Raw genomic sequence first — 21,461 nt, 5'->3', positions numbered from 1 at the left:
TGCGTCCTAGTCTCAACCACCGCTTGATTGTGTACTTTGTGAGCTGCTCTTATCAGCTCCGCCAAAAAATCCGCTCTTGCCACTACTTGATTTTGGTGAATTTGCCGTAGTTTTGGCTTTGTTAAAGCTATCAACACTTCTTGTGTAGGCACTTGGATTTTGGTATGCACCTTGACGATTTGCTTGGAAATTTTGATTACCAAAAAGCTTATTACCTATCCAGCTACCAATAATCGCTCCAGCTGCCGAACTTAAAAGAATTTCACCAAGACTGGCACCACCACTTGAAACCTGTGCGTCAGGCTTTGTCAAATTTGAAGTGCCGTTATCTATTTTAGCATTTTCTTGGGCGATTAATTTATCCATCTCCTCTTTACTAAGCACACGCTCAGTGCCATTAATATCCTTTAAAACCACTCTCGTTTCGCTACTTGGATACTCTTCGACAACTTTGTATTTTCCAGGCTCTATTTCGTGGATAATGACAAAAGCCCCTTGTTTTGTGGCTTCTATAGCACTACTTTGCTCTTCACTACCACTATCGCCACAGCCAGAAAGTCCAGCCATAACCACCGCTCCAAATCCGCCAATAGCGGCGTATGTTGCTATTTTTTTAATGTGTTTCATAAATCTCCAATTATATGTTTTAATTTTTTGTCTTTTTTAATAAGAATCACACCATTTTGAAATTTTACAAATTTAGATTTTCCAACCTGTTTAATTATCTTTTTCTGAGCTTTTTTATACTCTTTGTAACTTAAATTTAAGGCTCTTAGATACTCACTTACAACCACAAATTTCTGCTCCTCATCATCTTCAACATGAGCTTCGACAATCTCGTCAGAGTCGCTATTGTGGGCTTGATTTGCTCTATTTAAAAGCGGATTTTGCATAGCGTTTAAAAACGCCATTAGCTTCTCATCACGCTCTTTATAAATTTGTGAAATTTCATTTTTGCTATCAATTAACATCTGCTCTTTTTCTTTAAAGAGTCGCTCTTTATCGGCTAACAAGTTTTCATTTTTACCTTTTAACTCGGCAAGTTCAGCAAGTAAAAATTTTACAAATTCAGAGTCGGTTTTTTCTATAGATTTAGGTGCTTTTTTGCTAGGTTTTTTATCACTTTTTTGTTCATTTGCTTCATCGTCTATGATGACAAATTTTACCCCGTCTTTTTCAACAGATCTTAGCGAACCTCTACGTATGCGGTTATAGATGGCTTCTTTGCTTATGCCCAAAACCTCAGCAGCCTCGCCAATAGGCAACTTGTGCATAAAATCTCCTGCAAAATGAACTAAAAGCGGTTTATTTAAAGAAAGCTAGTCATTATCTGACTAGCTTGTTTGGTTTTAGAGTCTTGACTCGTAACGTCTAAGCATATAAAGACGCTTAAGCATTTTTTTGCGAGCAGCAATCTTTTGTTTCTTGCGAATTTCAGTATTTGGCTCAAAAAAACGTCTAGCACGCACTTCTGTTACTACAAGGTTACGATCAACTTGTTTTTTAAATTTCCTGTAAGCCTCGTCAAAAGACTCGTTAGGATGTACCTTAATGCCTGGCACTATCCTCACCACCTTTCAGTATAAGATTAAAAAATGCTGATTATATCCTAAAATATTTAAAATTACAAATTTTATACTCTTTTAATTTTATAAGAACTATAATTGAGCTTAAAAAAATACAAATTTGTTTTAATTTACAAGGACTGAGAAATGATAACAAAATGGCGAGAAAAGAGATATTTTGTATATATTATAATAACTTGTGTGGCATTGATTTTGCCATTTTTAAGGATCAACTCAAACCACTTTTTTCTACTAAGTTTTGATAAAAAAGAGCTTCATCTGCTTTTTACTCGTTTTGATATGCAAGAGCTTTATCTTATGCCATTTTGCTTTATTTTCCTATTTTTGTTTATATTTTTTCTAACCACGCTTGGCGGTAGAATTTGGTGTGGTTGGAGCTGTCCGCAAACGATATTTAGGGTAATTTACCGCGACCTTATACAAACTAAAATTTTAAAAAACTACAAAAATATAAAAAACAAACAAAAACCAGCCATAAGTAGCACAAAAACAGCAATTGGCGTTGCGATATGGACCGTTTTGGCTTTTGTTGCTGCCTGTAATTTTATGTGGTATTTTGTGCCACCTGAGGATTTTTTTTACTACTTTAAAAACCCAGCCGAACACAAGCTATTAATTGGCATAGTAGCGTTTATAACGTTTTGGTTGGTATTTGATGTATGTTATTTGGCAGAGAGATTTTGTGTTTATCTTTGTCCTTACGCTAGAGTGCAATCGGTTATGTTTGATAACGACACCATACAGGTTATCTATGATGAAAATCGTGGCGGTAAAATTTATGATAAACACACAAAGTTATGGAAAAAACCTCAAATACAAGACGCACAATGCACGGGTTGTGAAGCGTGTGTAAAAATTTGTCCAACACATATTGATATTAGAAAAGGTATGCAACTTGAGTGCATAAACTGCCTTGAGTGCGTTGATGCCTGTTCAAAAACGATGAGTGGGCTGAATTTGCCATCGCTAATAAACTGGAGCAGTGAAAATTCCATTAAAACAAAGCAAAAGGTAAAATATGCTCGTTTTAGAACCGTAGCTTACTGCGTTGCACTAGTGATTGTAGTAACCGCACTATTTTTAATGAGCGGTAAAAAGGAGAATATGCTTTTAAATATTAACCGAACGAGCGAATTATACAGGGTTATGGATGACGGCAGTGTACAAAACTACTATACATTTTTATTTCAAAACACCGACAAAAAGCCACACAACTACTATTTTGACACAAATGACTCAAATCTTAAAATTTTAAAACCACTAGAGGCAATAACGATACAACCTGGTGCAAAACAAAGAGTCATAGTGACAATATCAACAGACGCAAAACACGCAAATGGCGATACTAAAAGGATTAAAATACACGCTTTTGCCACTGACGATAAGGATAGAATAAGCGTAGAGAGAAATACGATTTTTGTCTATCCTAAGGAGCAAAAATGAAAATTTCAAAAAAGGGGCAAAAACGCTACGAAACGATAATGCAGGTTGCATTAGAGCTATTTTTAGAAAATGGATATGAAAAAACCAGTTTAAATGATATCGTCAAAAAAAGTGGGGGTTCGCTATCTAGTATATACAAATTTTTTGAGAGCAAAGAGCGACTTTTTGCCACAATTATAAAAGGTAAATTTTTAGAATTTAAAGAGCAAATTAACGACATAGCACTAAATCAAACAGACGATATAGAGAAATTTTTAAACGAATTTGGACTTGCTTATATTGAGATATTTTTTAAACCCGACGGAATAAAACTAACTAGAATAGTAATGAGTGAAACATATAAAAACAAAGAGGTTATCAAGCTATTTTCGGAGCTAGACGCTATAAAAATTTTACAAGATTTTTTTGAAAAACAAGAGGTTAGATCAAAGATTAAACTAAACGATATAAGTGGACTAGCGTATAAATTTTGTGCTTTGATAAGAGAGCCGTTTTTTATTAAAAATATCATTTTAGGCGAGGAGTTAAAACAGCTTAGTCTTAAAGAAAAGCAAAATTTGGTATCGCAAAATGTGGAGATTTTTTTAAACGGGATAACTGGTTAAAAAATTAATTTTTTATTAACAAAATTCAATTATAATTCAGGCTATTAAATATTTTATGTAATTTTTATTACTTTTTTAAGGTTTGAAAACAAGGAGATAAAATGAACTACAAACATATAGTTGTCTTACTAGCGATACTGACTGGTTTTACTGGATGTGATCTTTTTAGCAAAAAAGAGAATACTCAAGCAAATCAACAAGCACCGATGGCAGTTCCAGTAGACGTCATAGTAGCAAAAACGGCTGATAATCAGATGAGTTTTGAATATCCTGCACGCATTCAAAGCAAACAAGATGTTACTCTTACGCCAAAGGTTTCTGGCACCATTATCAAGCAAAATTTCAAGCCAGGAGATAGCGTAAAAGCTGGGCAGACGCTATTTGTAATAGAACCAGATACCTACGAAGCATCTTATGAAGTGGCACAAGCTGGGGTTTTACAGGCTGAGGCGAATGTAAAAAATGCCAAAAATGAGATGGATAGGGTAAAAAAACTATATGAGCAAAAGGCAACAAGCCAAAAAGAATACGACAGTGCTCTTGCTTCATTTGAAGTAGCAAAGGCAAATTTAGCAAGTGCCAAGGCTAGTGAAAAAAGTGCAAAACTAAACCTAGGTTACACAAACATCAAAGCTCCATTTGACGGCGTAGTAAGCGAAAATTTAGTCGATGTAGGCACATACGTAATAGCTGGAAATGCAAACCTAGTAAGAGTAGTAAAAACAAATCCGATAGAGGCTAGGTTCTATATAGCAGACACTGCAAATTTAGACCGCATAAATAATATAGAAAACAAAAATTGGGTACAACTAAACGCGAATGCAAAGCTTGTTTTGGACAAAAATACATTTGACGGCAAGGTAAATTTTATAGATAATATCGTAGATCAAACGACTGGTAGCATATTAGCAAAAGCTGAATTTAGCAACGATGATGGCAGATTACTCGCCGGAACATTTGCTAAAATCATAATGGAGGGCTTTGTACAAAAAGATAGCTTTTTGTTGCCACAAATAGCTATCAAGCAAGATACAACCACAGCTTATGTCTTAGTGGCAAAAGACGGCAAGGTCGACAGAAAAAACATACAAATAAAATACCAAACATCAAATACAGCCATTGTCTATGGGCTTGAAAATGACGATCAAATCATCATAAATAACTTTAATAAAATTAGAGTAGGAGCTCCTATAACAGCACAGGTTAAGGAGAATAAGTAATGTTTTCAAAATTTTTTATAAATCGCCCTATATTTGCTGCGGTTGTATCGATAGTTATCGTTATAGCTGGTTTTATGGCGATGCGTGGGCTTCCAATAGAAGAGTATCCACAACTTACTCCACCACAAGTAAGCGTAAGTGCTAGCTATACTGGAGCAAATGCAGACGTTATAGCAAACACCGTTGCCTCAGTCATAGAAGAGCAGATAAACGGCGTAGAAAATATGATATATATGCAAAGTACATCAAGCTCATCAGGTTCAATGAGCCTAAGTGTGTATTTTAAGATAGGCACAGACCCAAAACAAGCAACTATAGACGTTAACAACCGCGTTCAAGCTGCATTATCAAGACTACCGGATGAAGTGCAACAAGTTGGTGTAACGGTCAGAGAAAGAAGTAGCTCAATCCTTGGTGTCGTAGCTTTTACAAACCCAAATATGTCTAGCATTGAGCTTACAAACTATGTTATTTTAAATATATCAGATGAGATAAAACGTGTAAAAGGTGTTGGAGATATTAACGTCGTAGGTGGCAAAGACTATGCGATGAGAATTTGGATAAAGCCTGATTTATTATCAAAATACAACCTAAGCATATCAGAAGTTCTAGGTGCGATAAAGGTTCAAAATAGCCAATACGCAGCTGGTAAAATCGGCGAAGCACCAATAGAAAACGAAGTGCCGTATGTTTATAGCATAAAGGCCGATGGACGATTTTCTAAACCAGAACAATTTAATAACATAATACTTCGTGCAAATAACGACGGAAGCATACTTCGCTTAAAAGATGTCGCAGAGATCGAGATAGGTTCACGAAACTACTCAACCCAAGCCTTTTTAAATAATGAAAAAATAGCACCTATGCTAATAAATATGCAAAACGGAGCAAATGCTATCGAAACAATGGGACTTATAAAGGCAAAACTTGATGAGCTAAGCAAAAATTATCCAAATGGTATGAGTCACATAGTTTCATACGATACTACAAAATTTGTTGAAATTTCGATAAAAGAGGTTATTAAAACATTTATAGAAGCTATGCTTCTTGTTCTTATAGTTATTTATATGTTTTTAAAGAGCTTTAGAGCTACGATAATACCTATGTTAGCCGTTCCTGTATCAATAATAGGCACATTTGCAGGATTTTATCTTATGGGATTTAGTATAAACCTAATTACTCTTTTTGCGATGATTCTAGCTATTGGTATAGTCGTTGATGACGCTATTATTGTTATTGAAAACGTTGAGCGTATAATGCACGAAGAGCCAAATTTAAGCGTAAAAGAGGCAACCATAAAGGCCATGGAGGAGGTTGCTGCACCAGTAATATCAATCGTACTTGTTTTATCAGCAGTCTTCGTGCCAGTTTCATTTATGGAGGGCTTTGTAGGCGTTATACAGCGACAATTTGCACTAACTTTAGTGGTTTCAGTGGCACTTTCAGGCCTTGTCGCACTTACTCTTACACCAGCACTTTGTGCGGTTATGCTTAAACATCAGCACTCAGAGCCATTTTGGTTTGTTAAGAAATTTAACGATTTTTTTGACTGGAGCACAGGTATATTTTCAGCTGGTGTTGCCAAGGTGCTACGCCACGTAATCCCAAGTATCATAATAGTAGTCATAATAATTTTAGCAATGTTGCAACTTTTAAAAACAATACCAAGTTCGCTTGTGCCATATGAGGATAAGGGATATGCAATGGCTATCACGTCTCTACCTGCTGCCTCATCATCAACAAGAACGATAAAAGAGATGAATGAAATTTCATCTAAATTTTTATCTAACGAAAATGTAACCAACGTAACGGCTATTGCTGGTTTTGATATGCTATCTGGCGTTCTTCGTGAAAATGCAGGAATTGCATTTGTTGAGCTTAAAAACTGGGACGAAAGAAAAGGTGAAGAGAATAAAATTTTTAGCCTACTTGGACCATTTAATGGCATGCTCGCACCTAGCAAAGAGAGTATTAGCTTTGTTATGAATCTACCACCTATTATGGGACTTTCTATGACTGGTGGCTTTGATATGTATCTACAAAATAAAAGCGGAAAAACATACAATGAGATAGAGGCGGACACACAAAAAGTAGTCGCAGCAGCAAACGCACGTCCTGAGTTAACTCGCGTTAGAACAACACTAGATACGACATTTCCACAATATGACATAACAATAGACGAAGATAAAGCAAATTTACTAGGCATTAGCAAGTCAGATATATTCTTAACCATTGCTGCTACCATAGGCGGATACTATATAAATGACTTTTCAATGTTTGGCAAAACTTACCGCGTTTATGTGAGGGCAAAAGAGAGCTTTAGAAACTCGGCTGATGACATAAGAAATATATTTGTTAAAAACTCAAAAGGAGAAATGGTTCCACTAAACGCAGTCGCTACGCTAACTAGAAGCATGGGTGCTGACCTGGTTGAGAGATTTAACCTATTCCCAGCAGCAAAAATAATGGGCGAACCAGCGGTTGGCTACACATCAGGCGACGCACTAAACGCAATAGAAGAGGTTGTAAGGCAAACTCTTGGCAATGAAGAGTATTCAATAGCTTGGTCAGGTACAGCTTACCAAGAAAAGGACTCGACTGGTGCTGGTAGCACAGCATTTGTATTTGGTATGATATTTGTATTTTTAATACTTGCCGCCCAGTATGAAAGGTGGCTAATACCACTTGCAGTTATCACGGCCGTACCATTTGCAGTTTTTGGATCACTTCTAGCAACGTGGGCAAGAGGACTTTCAAACGATATTTACTTTCAGATAGGACTATTGCTTCTTATAGGGCTTTCAGCTAAAAATGCGATTTTGATTGTCGAGTTTGCAATGGCTGAACGCGAAAAAGGCAAGAGTATATTTGACGCCGCTATAAATGCTGCACGTCTTCGCTTTCGCCCTATCGTGATGACGTCTATCGCATTTACACTTGGAATTTTTCCTATGGTTTTATCAAGTGGAGCCGGTGCAGCGTCTCGTCACTCACTAGCTACTGGGCTTATTGGCGGTATGATAGCAGCCACGACGATAGCGATATTTTTCGTACCACTTTTTTACTATCTACTTGAAAAACTAAATGCAAAATTTTGGAGCAAAAAACAGGACAAAGGAGATGTAACCCATGCGTAACATAGCAGTTTTAATAGTTGCGTTTTTTATAGCTGGATGTTCATTTAGACCAGATATGCCAAATGTCGATACAAATTTCACATCACAATACCAAAGTGCTAATATCAACGATAACTGGTGGCAAGAATTTAAAGATGAAAAGCTAAATATGCTTGTAGATGAGGCATTAAAAAACAATATCGATCTGAAAATCGCATATATAAATTTAGAACAAGCTTCACTAGCTTTGCAAAATGCAAAGGCTGACTTTTTGCCTACTATAGACGTAACTGGCGATGCTAAAAAAGCAGCTTCAATAGGAGATAAAAACCCAAATAACTCATTTTCTTTAAATGCAGTTTTAAATTATGAAGTTGATCTTTGGGGAAGAGTTAGAAATTCTGTCGCGTCAAATAAGGCACTTTTAAATGCTTCAAAATTTGACTATGAAACATCACGTCTAGCCATAGCTTCAAGCGTTGCAAAGAGCTACTTTACGCTTGTTTCGCTAAAAATGCAAGAGAGCATTTACCTAGATACACTAAAAAGCTACATAGATACGATGGAGTATAGAAAAAGACAGTTTGAGGCTGGATCTATTACAAATATGGTCTATCTTCAAAGCGTAGCACAAGTTCAAAGTGCCCAAATAAATTTACAAGAAACAAGAAGCTCAATATCAAGTGCAAGTAACGCTCTAGCTATACTTTGTAATAAAAGCAACGATGAAATTTTACACTCTATCGTAACAACTGAGCAAACATTACCAACAGCACCACAAATAGACGCCAAAATCAGCTCTGATGTATTGTTGCGTCGTCCTGACGTAGCTAGTGCGTATGAGAATTTAAAAAGCTCAAATGCCTTAGTAGGCGTCGCAAGAGCAGCGTATTTTCCTACGTTGTCACTAACTGGACTTTTTGGCTTTAGCTCAAACGAACTTGATAGATTAGTTACTCCAACAACTAGCCTATGGTCGCTTGGCGGTTCGTTGACACAAAATTTATTTAACTACAACAAAACGTCAAATAACGTCGATATAGCAAAACTAACACAAGACACAAAAGCACTAAATTATGAAAAAGCGGTCAAAACAGCACTTGGAGAAACCAAAGTAGCACTTGATACTCGCAAAAATGCAGTTGAAATTTTACAATACTCAAATGAGCTTTTAAAATCACAAACTCAAATTTACGACTTAGCAGACGCTCAGTATAACGCAGGATACGTCGATCACATAACACTGTTAGACGCACAAAGAACGCTACTTAGTACAAAACTAGGCAACGTAAATGCCAAGCTTAACTTAAATAACGCGGTTGTTGACGTGTATAAGGCTTTTGGTGGCGGATTTAAAGTGCAACCAACTGAGTAACTTAAGATATTTTAATAAAATTTTAGCTACTATCGTGAAAAATTTTTGGGAGATTTAAGTATGAAAAAATGTCTTAGCATTTTGTTTTCTTGGGGCTTTTTTGTTTTTGCCATAGCACTTGGTGTGGCTCTTTGGTTTTTAATAGACTATTTAGAGCAGTTTAGACTAGACTCAGCAGTTGCTGACTGGGGCACAGTAGGGCTAATGGCACTATTTTTTGGATTAGTTATTTATGCTTTTTTAGCGATATTTATCAATCCATTTAGATCTAAAATCTTTGCTTGCAAATGCGAGTAATTTAAAAATTTAAGGCTGTATCATTTTTAAAGAGGCTTCACAAAGTGATTTGTGTTCGCTTTGTATGTTTGATGAAACACACTCTTTTAGATATGATACAGCTAGTTCTGGACGCTTTTGCGTTATATAAACGTTTGATATAAGGTTTAAGGCTCTTGCCCTTTGATTTGGGTTTAGCTTTAGGCTTAATATATACTTTGCCTCATCAAGTGCGTCATTTAAATTTTCCATTTTTAAAGAAGCTGTGGCGTATAAGAAATTTAACTCCGGCGTAAATGTGTCGATTCTTGCTTTATTTGCTAAGCTTAAAGCCTTTTTTGCATAGGTTGTTGTGTTTGCGTAGTCATTTTTTGCAAATGCGTATTTAGCGATTGTATCATAGACTTCGATGATTTTAAAATCCTGCCCCCTAAGCTCCTCAATAGCCCCTAGCGTCCTTATTGCATCACCAAATTTATCAAGCTTTAAAAGAGAGTAAAACCTATCAAAAAGTACAGGCGAGGGGTCAGAATAAGGCGTACTTACACCCAAAGATAGTGCGTCATTTGCGACTTTGACGCTCTCTTCAAATCGTTTTAGTTGCCTTAAATCGCTAGAGAGCTTAACTAACCACTCTATACGGTCCTCTAAATTTTCATCATTTATGTGGGCTTGGGCTAAATTTAAAGCCCTCTCAAATCTTGATGTGCGTTTAAAGCAGTCGTGCAGTTTAAACTGCGGTAACTCTAAAATATTGACATCATAAGCCTCGATCAAATTTATCACAACCTGGCAATCATTTGCCTTTATGCCCTGCTTAGCAAGCATTAGGGCGGACAAATTTAAAAGCTCAAAGCCCCTTGTAAGATTTAAATCCTTAACATTGCTTGTAAATCTTAGCACATCTGGATATTTTTTCTCTTTATAGCTAAGCTCAAGTTCGCCAAGCAAGGCTTTAACGCCTATTTCGCCATTTTCATATCGTTGCATAAGCTCGGCATAATACTGATGAAGCGCGGTTGAGTTATCATCACTACGCTCAAAAAATAGCTTATCTAGGGCAGTTTGCACCTGGGCTGTATATTCGCCGTATTTAAACTCACTTTTATACCTTTGCAGGTAAGAATACGCCCTATCAACATCCTTCATTTGCACTAGCAACTCGCCCAAATTTTTAAGCGCAACCTCGTAATTCTCGCCCTTTTTATCGCCCTTATCTACGATGATTTCATAAATTTTAGCAGCGATTTGCGGGACTTGGTTATTAGCAAAGGTGTTTGCTAACTCCATTGCTTTTTGCTCATTTGCTAGGAAAAATTTTGAGTTTGCATTTAAAATTTTAATAATATAATCCCTAGCTTCATTAACCTTATTTTTATCTATACTAGCGTCAGTAAGGCTAAGTGCTGCGCGACTTGCTATGTCGATATCCTTAGCGCTATAAAGGACATCTTCGTAAAGTTTAACAGCCTCTTTTACCTTTGAGTTTTTATAAATCTCATCAGCATACTCAAGCATACTAAGTTTGCTAAAATTTGAGTTAGAATACTCGCTAGAGAGCATATCCATTATATACTTTGCGTCACTTAGCATACTCTGCTTTAAATAAGCCCTGCCAACCACATAAAGCACTTCGGGGTAGTTCTCATCAGCGGTAAATTTTCGCATCCAAGCCTTGCCCTCGGTTACGATATTTTCATATCCTATGCCGTCATCGTTGTTTTCATTTGACTCTAAAATTTTACTCATCGCCCTTAAACGATAGAGCAAAAACTCACTGGCAAAAATGCTATTTGGGTGACGACTAATCGCACTCGTGCTATCCTCTAAAACACGCGGGTAAAACCCAGCATCATACGCCTTTTTAATGCTAATATAAAGGTCTATGTCATTGCTATCCATGCCCTCAATCGGTGCCCTGCTAAAGTCTAAAGCCCCAATACTAGGCAAAAGCATATCATCAAATTTCGGGGCAAAATTTACACCATTTTGAGCATTTTCATCAAATTCTTTTAAATTTGAGTCGACTAAAATGCTAAATTTCTTTGAAATTCTAGAGTTGTCTTTAAAAACACTTCTATTTTCATAAAGCTTTGTATCTAAATTTATAAGTCTTGAATGCACCTTTGGTAAAATCACTACAAATAGTTTACCATCTTGCTTTTTGTATCTTATATCCATTAAAGCAAGGTCGACATCGTCGATATTTACCATACCGTCATCATCAAACATACATGCATATCGCTTGGTATCATAAGCTAAAATTTGCTCAACGCACTCAAACTCACGCTCGTCACTAAGTGTTAGAATGCTGTATGGTTTGCCGTTTTCTGCCCCACTATTTATCGATAGAGTAAAACCAAATAAAAAAAATGGGTATAGTAAAACGGCTAAAATTTTATTCATTACGCTTTAGCCACCCTTACTAACTCAAAGCAATATCCGCTAAATTTAGGCATAAATAGCAGTGCCACCGTGCCTTTTAGTTCGTTATCTTGCTCAAATTTCACAGAGTCATTTAGCTCATTTACACTTAAATTTACACTATCGCCATCTTTTATCTTGCTAACTATGGCAAAATTGCAGCCGCCTACTAGCCTTGTTTGATCGCTCTTTATCTTATACACAACGCTTCCATCAAAGCTGTTTAACTCTTTTAATTCATCTAGTTTGCCAGTGGTGTTAAACTCGCTGATATCAGAGTCAGCTAAAACCACATTTACATTCAAAAGATTTAAAAACTCAAAAAGCATTTGTGCGTCTTGATGAGCAAAAAACGAGCTATCGATGATGATATTTTCTAAATCTTTTGCCCAATCAGCAAGACACTCAAACTCCTCTTCGCCCACACTGCATTCGCCACTTAAAAAGCCATCATCAAGCTCATCAAAATAACTATCCCTAACCCCCATATATTTACACAAAAGTGCCAAAACGTAGCTTACTGAGCCTATTTCACAGCGGATTAAATTTTTACTATCAAAAAAGCGATCCTCAATGCAAGATATATAGCGATACTCACCTTGCCTTACTACCTGTGCTAGGCTGGAATTTGTAAGGCTTAAAAAATTTGCAAGGCTTAGTGTCTTACCGGTTTTAAAATTTGAAAATCTCATTTTTGCCCTTTTTTGTTTTATTTTATAAAAAACCTTTTTAAAAAGCTCTAAATCAAGCCATCTTCTAACTTTTGTATGGCGTCTTTACTAGCAATTTTTAACTCATCACCCACAAGCTCACGAACCATGCCATTACTTGCCATAAAAACCCTATCAGCTATATCAAAATAACCATCATCGTGGCTAATAGCAAGTATGCTAATACCCCAAGATTTTAAAAGTGGTAAAATTTCTCTATAAAACACTCTTTTAAATATCGGATCTTGATCGGCGGCCCACTCATCAAGTATGAGCAAACTTCTACGCTCAAGCAGTGCCAAAAACAGTCCAAGTCTCTTTCTTTGACCTTGAGATAAAGATGTCGTGCTAAGCTTTGAGTCTATTATGCTTACCTTTTTATCCATTTGCAAAAGCTTTAAAATGTCGTTTATGACGTCATTATCGGCATTTAAACCACCCTTTGTAATCGCTTGAGAAAAGAGATAAAAATCGCTAAAAATCGCACTAATATTTTGCTGATATGATTTTAAATTTTGCTCATTTAAAGCAACGCTATCGATTAAAATTTTACCGCTACTTGGCATTAAAAGTCCGCATATTAAATTTACAAGTGTGCTTTTGCCACTGCCATTTTTACCGATTAAAAACACGAGTTCACCACGCCTTAGTTTTAGACTTACATCCTTTATGGCAAAACTGTTGTCGTAGCTGAAATTTACACTATCTAAAGATATCTCTTGCCAATCCTTTAAATCATCTTTTAAAATTTCAAAATTCTCTTTAAAGTCGGCAAATTCAAGTTTTGAAATTTTATCCAAGCTTACTTTTGCACTTAGAGCAACTGGGATTGAGGCTATCATTGAGATTAAAGAGCCTCTTAAAAATAGTATCGCAAGACTTGCTGTAACAGCCGTAGAAAGCGGCGCTAAAGAGTAGGCAAGGCACAAAAATATGCAAAATCCAACCAGACCAAGTATCATAATGTTGCCAAAATTATCACTTAAAGCGTGAAATATATCAGCTTTAATCATAAAATCACGCTTTTTAGTCGCCACACTATCAAGCTCATCAAAAACTATCCTTGCTCTGTCTGCATTTAAACTAAGCTCTCTATGACCCTCTACAACGTCATTGTAGCAGTGCTGAAGCTCATCGTCTTTACTGCGAGAAAGCTTAAAATATTTATGTATTTTTTGCATAAAAATAACACCAATACCAAGCGTAAAGCCAAGCCAAACAAACACAAAAGCAAAGAGTATAGGCGATATGTAAAATAGATAAAAGCTAACGCAAATGATAAAAATCGAGCCTTGAAGCAAATTTGGAGCACTCATAAAAGCAAACGATATCGTGCGTATGTCGTTGTTTAAACTAGCTATGATTTTAGCTTTGCCAATAAGATCAATCTGTGCGTTTGGCGTATCTAAAATTTGTTTAATCAGCCTTTTTCTTATGTGATAAACTAGGCTATGTCCGAAATTTGTAAGCATAATATTAGCAACAACAGAAGAGATAAAAAATACAAATAAAAGTGCTAAAAATTGAAAAATCACAGATATATCAAATGTGTTAATGGCTAGTAATTTTTCATTTATAAAAGAGAGTGTTGCTATGCCAAAACCGCTGTAAATTGCGGTCAAAATGGCTATTAAAAGCAACTTTTTTGTATTTTGTTTTAAAATTTCTTTTATCATTTTCGTGTAGCTGGGCAAAGCCACAAAATCGTTTTTACCTGCTCGTTTATATCATAAGATAGAGTTTGCATAAATTCTTTGGTTTTGCTAATTTTTATGAGCATTGCTTTTTGAGAATCAGTAAAATCATCGGTTAAAAAATTATAAGTAATGACGCTTATGCCGTCATATTCATCAAATTTCAAAGCAAGATAAACACCAAATGGCTTAGTAATATCTGCAAAAATATCGTAATAGTTTATGACAGAGTTTATAAAAATTTCACTGCTATTACATACTTTATTGTCTGAGCTATAAACTGCTGTTTTTAAAATTTTGTTTTTGTTAAAATCATAAATTTTGATAGATTTTGCTTTATAAAGTCCGTTTAAATCGCTCTTGTCGTGCAAATTTACGCTCTGGTTTGTATCTAAATTTAACACCAAGATAGATGAGTCTTTGTTTTTAGTGTATGAGTTGCCTAAAATTTTTTGGTCGCTATCTTTGCCGATGTAGACAGCATTTGTAGCATTTATATCAGTGGAATTTGTAAATAAAATTTCACTTTTTGATGAGTTGTTTTCATAATACTCATAGGATAATCCATCAACACTACGAGTAGAGCACCCTATAAAAAACAGCACTAAAACCGGCAAAAACCATCTCATTTTATAAAATAATCTCCATCAAAACTAACAAGCGAATACCTTCTCTCATCGCCCAAACTACCAACAAGCTCGGCAATATCTAAAAACTCAAGCGTATCAGCTCCAATATACTCACGCACCTGCTCCACGCTTCTTTTTGAGCTAATAAGCTCGTCAAAACTAGGCGTATCTATGCCGTATCTTTCAGGAAATTTTAGCTCTGGACAAGCAACACGAAAATGGATCTTACTAACTCCGGCATGTCTTAGCAAATCAACTATCTTTTTGCTAGTTGTGCCTCTTACGATACTATCATCTACTACGACAACGCTCTTGCCTTTTAAAACCGAGCTCATCGGATTTAGTTTTAGTTTTACCTTTAAATTTCTCATCTCTTGGCTAGGCTCGATAAAAGTTCTGCCAACATAATGGTTTCTAACTATCGCCGCTTCAAAAGGCAAACCACTCTGTTTTGCATATCCTAAAGCTGCTGCGACTCCACTATCTGGAACCGGTATAACAAAATCAGCCTCAACCTTGCTTTTGCGTGCCAAAGCAGCCCCCATACGCTTTCTTGCCTCATAAACGCTCTTGCCCTCTATCACGCTATCTGGACGAGCAAAATATATATATTCAAAAGCACAAATTCTAGGATCAGGCTCGAAAATTTGCTCACTTACAAACTCATCTTTACCTCTTTCAAACGTAATCATCTCGCCAGGTCTTACGTCGCGTATAAATTCAGCCTCTACCAAATCAAACGCACAAGTTTCACTAGCCACTATATATCCGCCGTCTTTTAACCTACCAAGGCTAAGTGGTCTTACCCCATAACGATCCCTAATGGCAAAAATTTTATGACGCGACTGGATAAGTAAACAATACGCCCCAACAATCTTTTTTAACGCGGCAATAATGCGGTCTTTTAAGTGCTCTTCGTGGCTTCTAGCTATAAGATGAACGATATTTTCAGTATCCATATTTGTAGCAAAAATCGCACCTTCGTTTATAAGCTCGTTTCTTACGCTATCTTTATTTACCAAATTTCCATTATGAACTAGCGATAAAGAGCCTAAAGCGTAATTTACAGCAACAGGTTGTGCGTCAAGTAGCGACTGAGTTCCAGCTGTGGCATATCTGTTATGTCCTATTGCCATATCGCCCTTTAAAATTTCAAAGCTATCTTTGCCAAAAACCTCTGTGACAAGCCCTGAGGCTTTGATAGTTTTTATAATGCCATTTTCATCGCAAGAGCTAATGCCACTAGACTCCTGACCTCTATGTTGCATAGAAAATAGGGCATAATACGCCGTTTTAGCTGCGTCTTTCGAGTTTATCACACCAACTATCGCACACATAAATTTCCTTTAAATACTAAATTTATTCTAAAATCCCAAACAATCATTTATACCATACCTGCCATTTGGCTGAGCCACTAACCAAATCGCCGCCTTTATCGCGCCTTTTGCAAATGTAGCACGAGATGTCGCCGTGTGATTTAGCTCTATAAATTCCCCATCATTATAAAAGCCAACGGTGTGACGTCCTACTATATCGCCACCACGAAGTGCCATAACGGCTATGCTATCCTTTTTACGCTCACCAGTCAAACCCTCTCTTCCAGTTATCATAACATCATTTAAATTTAGCCCTCTAGCCAACGAAGCAGATGTGGCAAGGGTTAGGGCTGTGCCGCTCGGAGCGTCTTTTTTGTGCTTGTGGTGCATTTCTGTTATCTCTATATCAAACTCACGCAATGCCTTTGAAGCGGTGGCAACTAAGTGACTTAAAACGGCAACGCCAAGGCTCATATTTGAAGCCCAAAGTATTGGCATAGCGTTACTTGCTGTATCTATTAGAGCATTTCCATCATCGCCAAGACCAGTTGTGCCAATAACTAGTGGCTTTGGATTTGTTCTTGCATAATTTATTAAATTTATAGTTCCTTCTTTTGCAGTAAAATCTATAATAACATCGCTATTATCAAATAGCGTTTTAAGGTCATCTGTGATTAAAACATCTTTATCAAGATGATGTTTTATCTCATCAACTGCGTAAGCAACGCTGAGTCTAGCACTATTTAAGCCTTTTAAACACTGAGCTATCTCCTGCCCCATTCTGCCACTAGCTCCGTAAATACCGATATTTATCATATTATCTCCATTAATTTTCATATTGTAAGTAGTTCATATTTGGCACTAGTTCAAGTTTATTGCCATTAGATAAAATTTTCTCTTTTAAGTGGTTAAAATCACTCATTCTCCACGCTTCATCGCAAACGCCGTCGCTATTTATATCAAATAAAATTTTACTCTCGTCTATCTGTCTTACTCTTAAACAAACCTTGCCATTTAATACAACAGGTGGTATGGCTAAGTTTATATCTCGTAAGCGAGAGAGCCTTTGGCGAGATTCATAGTATGTATTTAAATCAAGCAAAATTGTATTAATATTGCTCTTTGCGCGTCTGATTTCATATTTATTGACACTACCTGAAAAATATGGGACCACTAGCGAAAGAATAATAGAGGAAACAATTATGATCACGATAAAATATACTAAATTTAAATACTTACCCATTTGTCCCTCAATAGCAATTTATCTTTGTAATATGCATAGTCTTACTAAAATACGGCGGATACGGCATAGAAACGCTAAATGGCACACTCTTTTTTGGCTCTAAATCCTTAGCGACGCTAAATTTATACTCCACACTATTTGGCTTATCATCGCTGTTATCATTAAATAACCAAGAGAAAAACTTAGCTCCACTTGGTTTAAACAACGCTTCTGAATTTAGATTCTTGCTATTTAAAGGCTGATTTACCAACTTTACCGTAAGTTTACAGTTGCTAATCATAAAACGACCTACATTTCTTACACTGCCGTTAAAAACAATGCTTTCATTCATAAGCACCCTATGGCTTGTGATGTTTTCTAGCTTACCCTTTTTGGTGTATTTATCCATTACTATCATTAAAAATATGCAAAGCGTCGTGCTAACTAAAACATTTGTAAAAAGAAGCGATAAAAATATCTTTCTATCAGCCCTAAAAGATAGCACAAAAAGAAAGAGTGACAACACCGCTATAACGACTATGACGATAATATGGACGATAGAAAAATAACTAGCACTCATTCAAAACACTCCGCTTTTATAGTGGTATTATAGTCAATAAAAGCAAAATTTCCAACACTGCCATTTATCTGTTTTGTCTGCTTTGGAAATATCGGCTCTTTTATAATTATCGTCTTTTTTACAAATGGATTTAGTGAGTTTGCGTAGTTTTTAAACTCACTATCTGAAGCGACATAAAAGCCAATATCAATCTTGCAAATTTGCAAGATCTCTTTTGAATTATTTGTGATGTTAAGGTCTAAAATCAGATTATCTGAATACTGGAGTTGCTTTGTATAAAGTGGGCTTAGACTTATGTTCCTTAGCTTACTTGATAAGAAATTTTGTGTATAGTAAAATGCAAAAAATATGGTTATAAAATCAGCCAAAATTACTAAAAATCCTATCTGCCACCACCACTTGAGTGCAAAAAAGATACCCAAAAAAAATAAAAAAACAAAGCATAAAACAACAAAGCCATACGACAAGTAGTCGATCAAACCTGCATTTTGTATGATAAAAAATATATCCTGACGCAGACTACTTAGCATTTCGTGAGTTTTTCTCAGCAATCCCGCTTAGTCCAAAACGCCTTTTTAGCTCGTTTAAAACCTGCTCTGGGTGGATATTAAGATACGCAAGTGCGACTACGGCGTGAAAAAACAGATCAGCACTCTCATAAACCACGTCCGATTTTGCTTTTTCTAAATTTTGCTTAGTATTCGTGGCGTCCTTAACTGCCATTATAAGCTCACTAGCCTCTTCGCCGACCTTTTTTAAAATAGCATTTTCGCCCTTTTTAAACAAACTTGCAACGTATGAATTTTCAGGATTTGCATTTAGCTTTCTATCAAGCACGACGTGGTAAAGCTCATCTAAAACATCGTAGTTTGGCTTTGAAATTTCATCTGTCGTCTTAGCCTCGTTTGGGTTAAAAATTTCAGTAAAAAAGCAAGATTTTTGCCCCGTGTGACAAGCCACGCCTTTTTGTTCTACCCTTAAAAGCAGTGTGTCGTTATCACAATCAAGCTTGATTGAGAGAATTTTTTGTGTGTGTCCGCTCTGTTCGCCCTTTTGCCAAATGCGATTTTTCGTACGTGAAAAATAATGAGCATAGCCGGTCTTAATGCTTAAATTTAACGCCTCTTCGTTCATATACCCAAGCATTAAAACCTCGCCAGTAACGCTATCAACAGCAATAGCAGGGATAAGCCCTGCCACCTTTTGCCAATCTATTTTTACCACACTCTACCTTTACTGATTTATCGCACTCTGTTTTGCTTTATCTTTGGTATCAACCCAAATATTTGGCACAGCACCACCCGGTGTTAAGAAAATTTTCGCGTCCTTGTTCTCACGAAGTGCTTCGTTAAATTTACCCTGAGTTTCAATCTGTTTTAAATTTAAAAGGTTACTATCAAGGCTTTTTGCAACCTCTTTATTAGCGTAAGCCTGGGCGTCTGCTCCGATTTTTACCACGTCAGCCTTTGCCTTTGCTCTAATGATCTCAGATTTTGCCTCGCCTTCTGCTAAGGCAACCTGCTTTAACGCCTCTTGACTAGCACGTTCAACTTCGTATTTTGTTCGCTCAGCCTCTTGTTTTGCGATCTGAACTCGTTCAATCTGCTCTTTTACCTTAGCTGGCAATATAATCTCACGAAGCTGAACCGCTAAAAGCTCAACTGGCTTATTTGGCTGAGCGTCAATATCCTTTCTAATGCCATTATCAATGGCTGTTGCTATCTCGTTTCGCTTTGTTGGTAGCTCTTCGGCTGTGTATTTACCTGTAACACTACGAACGACATCACGAACGACTGGATCAACTATTTTACTCTCCCAGCTAAATCCCCACGCAGCTATGGTTTGCGGTGCATTTTCTGGATTTAGGCGGTATTGCACGGTTATATCAATGCTAACTGGTAAGTTTCTAGCGTCTAAAACAGAGATAGAATTTTTTCTGATTATTCCAGCACTGCTTGTAGCACCAAATTTTGCTGCTGCTTCGCCCATATCTTCGCCTGATGTGTAGTTTATAAGCCTTACACGTGTATCAACGACATTTACCTTTTGAATAACTGGGATAAAGAAGTGAAATCCCGGTTGAAGCGGTGCTGGTTCGTATTTACCAGCCGTTGATTTTATGCCAACTTCGCCTGAGTTTATGATGACAAAGGGCTGAGTTAGTGCGATGACGGCAATAATTGCAATGATTATGTATGCCATAACGCCCATTTTGCCAAAGCCATTTGGTAAATTTAAATTTGGCTTTTTAAATTTTGGCTCATCATTTTGGCTATTTTGGCTGTTGTTTGAGCCATTTTTTTTATTAAAATAGTCATTTAAATCTGCTGGCATTATCGTCCCTTAATTTATATATGTTAAAAATTTAGCGTATTTTGGATTTCGTCCATAAACTACGTCAAAATAAGCATCTTGAAGCTTTTTAGTTATCTCGCCACGCCTGCCAGAGCCAATTTGTCTGTTGTCAATATTAGCTATTGGCGTAACCTCGGCCGCGGTGCCTGTAAAAAACGCCTCGTCAGCCACATAAGCTCTATCTCTTGAAATACGCTCACGGCGAACCTCATAGCCTAAATCCTTTGCGATTGTTATAACCGTATCTTGCGTGATACTTGCTAGGCTATTGTCATTTGGCGGAGTGATAATTACGCCGTTTTCAATGATAAAAAAGCACTCGCCCGGACCTTCTGAAATGTAGCCTTCACTATCAAGCAACAACGCCTCATCATATCCAGCCTCTTTTGCTTCGTAGTTTGCCATTTGTGAGCTTAGGTAGTTTGAGCTTGCCTTTGCTCTATTCATCTGACCAGCCACATTTAGCTTTGCAAAGCTTGAAATTTTAACTTTTATGCCTTTCTCCAAGCCATCTTCGCCAAGATACGCACCCCACTCCCAAGCAGCAATTGCCGTATTTACAGGGGCTTTTGTGTGTGCTAAACCCATAACGCCATATCCTAAGTAGATAAGTGGGCGAATATAGACGTTAGAGTTAAATTTGTTTGCACGTAGTAGTTCAACTTGTGCGTCTTCTAGCTCTTTTTGTGTGTATTTTACGTTTAGAATTGTCATTTTTGCCGATTTTAAAAGCCTTTTTGTATGCTCTTCTAATCTAAAAATAGCTAGACCTTTATCAGTTTTATAAGCTCTTGTGCCTTCAAAAACGGCGTTTGCGTAGTGAAGCGAGTGTGTTAAGATATGCACTTTTGCTTCATCCCATTTAACCAATTTACCATCCATCCAGATAAATTCTGCTGTGTTCATTTTT

The 21,461-nt window shown here is 36.7% G+C and carries 21 protein-coding genes; 6 read left to right on the top strand and 15 right to left on the bottom strand.

Annotated elements, in window-relative coordinates; all coding sequences use genetic code 11:
* Window positions 1-12: 12 nt before the first annotated feature.
* From CMCT_RS00730 to rpsU, 3 genes are all read right to left on the bottom strand, one after another.
* Window positions 13-627, bottom strand: a complete 615-nt coding sequence (locus CMCT_RS00730; protein WP_034968864.1) for a UPF0323 family lipoprotein — start codon at window positions 625-627, stop codon at window positions 13-15.
* Entirely contained in the window at window positions 624-1,274 is a 651-nt protein-coding gene (locus tag CMCT_RS00725) for a DNA-binding protein (RefSeq protein ID WP_169776799.1), read from the bottom strand. The genes CMCT_RS00730 and CMCT_RS00725 overlap by 4 nt, the downstream gene beginning before the upstream one ends.
* Before the next feature lie 75 nt (window positions 1,275-1,349).
* Window positions 1,350-1,562 carry a 30S ribosomal protein S21 gene (gene rpsU, locus CMCT_RS00720; RefSeq protein WP_034968862.1) on the bottom strand — a complete coding sequence of 71 codons (213 nt, stop codon included), beginning with the start codon at window positions 1,560-1,562 and terminating at the stop codon, window positions 1,350-1,352.
* Window positions 1,563-1,712: 150 nt separating this feature from the next.
* Here rpsU and ccoG point away from each other — a divergent pair, with 150 nt between their 5' ends.
* The 6 genes from ccoG (at window position 1,713) to CMCT_RS00690 (ending at window position 9,642) form a co-directional block, all read left to right on the top strand.
* Window positions 1,713-3,029 (top strand): cytochrome c oxidase accessory protein CcoG, encoded by a 1,317-nt coding sequence (gene ccoG / locus CMCT_RS00715; protein WP_034968859.1) that lies wholly within the window; start codon window positions 1,713-1,715, stop codon window positions 3,027-3,029.
* The gene (locus CMCT_RS00710; RefSeq protein ID WP_034968855.1) at window positions 3,026-3,634 is read left to right on the top strand and encodes a TetR/AcrR family transcriptional regulator; all 609 of its coding nucleotides are present in this window, start codon (window positions 3,026-3,028) and stop codon (window positions 3,632-3,634) included. The genes ccoG and CMCT_RS00710 overlap by 4 nt, the downstream gene beginning before the upstream one ends.
* Before the next feature lie 101 nt (window positions 3,635-3,735).
* On the top strand, window positions 3,736-4,854 hold the full coding sequence (locus tag CMCT_RS00705; protein WP_034968853.1) for an efflux RND transporter periplasmic adaptor subunit: 1,119 nt from the start codon (window positions 3,736-3,738) through the stop codon (window positions 4,852-4,854).
* Window positions 4,854-7,991, top strand: a complete 3,138-nt coding sequence (locus CMCT_RS00700) for an efflux RND transporter permease subunit (RefSeq protein ID WP_034968850.1) — start codon at window positions 4,854-4,856, stop codon at window positions 7,989-7,991. Before CMCT_RS00705 ends, CMCT_RS00700 begins: the two co-directional genes overlap by 1 nt.
* Window positions 7,984-9,345, top strand: a complete 1,362-nt coding sequence (locus CMCT_RS00695; RefSeq protein ID WP_034968847.1) for an efflux transporter outer membrane subunit — start codon at window positions 7,984-7,986, stop codon at window positions 9,343-9,345. Before CMCT_RS00700 ends, CMCT_RS00695 begins: the two co-directional genes overlap by 8 nt.
* Before the next feature lie 60 nt (window positions 9,346-9,405).
* Entirely contained in the window at window positions 9,406-9,642 is a 237-nt protein-coding gene (locus CMCT_RS00690) for a hypothetical protein (RefSeq protein ID WP_169752606.1), read from the top strand.
* Between the two features lie 9 nt (window positions 9,643-9,651).
* On the opposite strand, the gene CMCT_RS00685 is transcribed toward CMCT_RS00690, so the two are convergent.
* The 12 genes from CMCT_RS00685 to CMCT_RS00630 all read right to left on the bottom strand — a co-directional run bounded on the left by CMCT_RS00685 (window position 9,652) and on the right by CMCT_RS00630 (window position 21,457).
* Window positions 9,652-12,027: a tetratricopeptide repeat protein gene (locus CMCT_RS00685; protein WP_176324966.1), complete on the bottom strand. Its 2,376-nt coding sequence runs from the start codon at window positions 12,025-12,027 to the stop codon at window positions 9,652-9,654.
* A complete protein-coding gene (locus CMCT_RS00680; protein ID WP_034968845.1) occupies window positions 12,027-12,737 on the bottom strand; it encodes a hypothetical protein in 711 nt (236 codons plus the stop codon). The genes CMCT_RS00685 and CMCT_RS00680 overlap by 1 nt, the downstream gene beginning before the upstream one ends.
* Window positions 12,738-12,784: 47 nt before the next feature.
* On the bottom strand, window positions 12,785-14,431 hold the full coding sequence (locus CMCT_RS00675; RefSeq protein ID WP_034968842.1) for a multidrug ABC transporter permease/ATP-binding protein: 1,647 nt from the start codon (window positions 14,429-14,431) through the stop codon (window positions 12,785-12,787).
* Window positions 14,428-15,078 (bottom strand): DUF8095 domain-containing protein, encoded by a 651-nt coding sequence (locus tag CMCT_RS00670; RefSeq protein ID WP_034968840.1) that lies wholly within the window; start codon window positions 15,076-15,078, stop codon window positions 14,428-14,430. The genes CMCT_RS00675 and CMCT_RS00670 overlap by 4 nt, the downstream gene beginning before the upstream one ends.
* Window positions 15,075-16,415, bottom strand: coding sequence for an amidophosphoribosyltransferase (purF, locus tag CMCT_RS00665; protein ID WP_169752611.1), 1,341 nt, complete (start codon window positions 16,413-16,415; stop codon window positions 15,075-15,077). Before purF ends, CMCT_RS00670 begins: the two co-directional genes overlap by 4 nt.
* Before the next feature lie 27 nt (window positions 16,416-16,442).
* On the bottom strand, window positions 16,443-17,210 hold the full coding sequence (gene dapB, locus CMCT_RS00660) for a 4-hydroxy-tetrahydrodipicolinate reductase (protein WP_034968838.1): 768 nt from the start codon (window positions 17,208-17,210) through the stop codon (window positions 16,443-16,445).
* A 10-nt stretch (window positions 17,211-17,220) separates the two neighbouring features.
* Complete coding sequence (locus CMCT_RS00655) at window positions 17,221-17,496, bottom strand: hypothetical protein (protein WP_169776788.1); 276 nt, start codon at window positions 17,494-17,496, stop codon at window positions 17,221-17,223.
* A gap of 148 nt (window positions 17,497-17,644) precedes the next feature.
* Window positions 17,645-18,196, bottom strand: coding sequence for a DUF2393 family protein (locus tag CMCT_RS00650; RefSeq protein ID WP_034968832.1), 552 nt, complete (start codon window positions 18,194-18,196; stop codon window positions 17,645-17,647).
* On the bottom strand, window positions 18,193-18,726 hold the full coding sequence (locus CMCT_RS00645; protein ID WP_034968829.1) for a DUF2393 family protein: 534 nt from the start codon (window positions 18,724-18,726) through the stop codon (window positions 18,193-18,195). The genes CMCT_RS00650 and CMCT_RS00645 overlap by 4 nt, the downstream gene beginning before the upstream one ends.
* On the bottom strand, window positions 18,716-19,420 hold the full coding sequence (gene hisIE / locus CMCT_RS00640) for a bifunctional phosphoribosyl-AMP cyclohydrolase/phosphoribosyl-ATP diphosphatase HisIE (protein WP_034968827.1): 705 nt from the start codon (window positions 19,418-19,420) through the stop codon (window positions 18,716-18,718). The genes CMCT_RS00645 and hisIE overlap by 11 nt, the downstream gene beginning before the upstream one ends.
* Window positions 19,421-19,429: 9 nt before the next feature.
* The gene (locus CMCT_RS00635; protein ID WP_034968824.1) at window positions 19,430-20,530 is read right to left on the bottom strand and encodes a prohibitin family protein; all 1,101 of its coding nucleotides are present in this window, start codon (window positions 20,528-20,530) and stop codon (window positions 19,430-19,432) included.
* A gap of 9 nt (window positions 20,531-20,539) precedes the next feature.
* Window positions 20,540-21,457, bottom strand: a complete 918-nt coding sequence (locus tag CMCT_RS00630; RefSeq protein WP_034968822.1) for a branched-chain amino acid transaminase — start codon at window positions 21,455-21,457, stop codon at window positions 20,540-20,542.
* Window positions 21,458-21,461 lie beyond the last annotated feature (4 nt).

This window comes from Campylobacter mucosalis (assembly GCF_013372205.1).
GTDB classification, from domain to species: Bacteria; Campylobacterota; Campylobacteria; order Campylobacterales; family Campylobacteraceae; genus Campylobacter_A; species Campylobacter_A mucosalis.
This window is presented reverse-complemented; position numbering and strand designations above follow the sequence as displayed.

Excerpts from the sequence above, each read along its gene's own strand:
- CMCT_RS00725 (WP_169776799.1), bottom strand. The coding sequence starts at position 1,274 with ATGCACAAGTTGCCTATTGGCGAGGCTGCTGAGGTTTTGGGCATAAGC.
- ccoG (WP_034968859.1), top strand. The coding sequence starts at position 1,713 with ATGATAACAAAATGGCGAGAAAAGAGATATTTTGTATATATTATAATA.
- CMCT_RS00685 (WP_176324966.1), bottom strand. The coding sequence starts at position 12,027 with ATGAATAAAATTTTAGCCGTTTTACTATACCCATTTTTTTTATTTGGT.
- CMCT_RS00635 (WP_034968824.1), bottom strand. The coding sequence starts at position 20,530 with ATGCCAGCAGATTTAAATGACTATTTTAATAAAAAAAATGGCTCAAAC.
- CMCT_RS00630 (WP_034968822.1), bottom strand. The coding sequence starts at position 21,457 with ATGAACACAGCAGAATTTATCTGGATGGATGGTAAATTGGTTAAATGG.
- CMCT_RS00730 (WP_034968864.1), bottom strand. The coding sequence starts at position 627 with ATGAAACACATTAAAAAAATAGCAACATACGCCGCTATTGGCGGATTT.
- CMCT_RS00650 (WP_034968832.1), bottom strand. The coding sequence starts at position 18,196 with ATGAGTGCTAGTTATTTTTCTATCGTCCATATTATCGTCATAGTCGTT.
- purF (WP_169752611.1), bottom strand. The coding sequence starts at position 16,415 with ATGTGTGCGATAGTTGGTGTGATAAACTCGAAAGACGCAGCTAAAACG.
- CMCT_RS00670 (WP_034968840.1), bottom strand. The coding sequence starts at position 15,078 with ATGAGATGGTTTTTGCCGGTTTTAGTGCTGTTTTTTATAGGGTGCTCT.
- CMCT_RS00675 (WP_034968842.1), bottom strand. The coding sequence starts at position 14,431 with ATGATAAAAGAAATTTTAAAACAAAATACAAAAAAGTTGCTTTTAATA.
- CMCT_RS00705 (WP_034968853.1), top strand. The coding sequence starts at position 3,736 with ATGAACTACAAACATATAGTTGTCTTACTAGCGATACTGACTGGTTTT.
- CMCT_RS00680 (WP_034968845.1), bottom strand. The coding sequence starts at position 12,737 with ATGAGATTTTCAAATTTTAAAACCGGTAAGACACTAAGCCTTGCAAAT.
- dapB (WP_034968838.1), bottom strand. The coding sequence starts at position 17,210 with ATGATAAATATCGGTATTTACGGAGCTAGTGGCAGAATGGGGCAGGAG.
- CMCT_RS00700 (WP_034968850.1), top strand. The coding sequence starts at position 4,854 with ATGTTTTCAAAATTTTTTATAAATCGCCCTATATTTGCTGCGGTTGTA.
- CMCT_RS00645 (WP_034968829.1), bottom strand. The coding sequence starts at position 18,726 with ATGCTAAGTAGTCTGCGTCAGGATATATTTTTTATCATACAAAATGCA.
- CMCT_RS00695 (WP_034968847.1), top strand. The coding sequence starts at position 7,984 with ATGCGTAACATAGCAGTTTTAATAGTTGCGTTTTTTATAGCTGGATGT.
- CMCT_RS00690 (WP_169752606.1), top strand. The coding sequence starts at position 9,406 with ATGAAAAAATGTCTTAGCATTTTGTTTTCTTGGGGCTTTTTTGTTTTT.
- CMCT_RS00710 (WP_034968855.1), top strand. The coding sequence starts at position 3,026 with ATGAAAATTTCAAAAAAGGGGCAAAAACGCTACGAAACGATAATGCAG.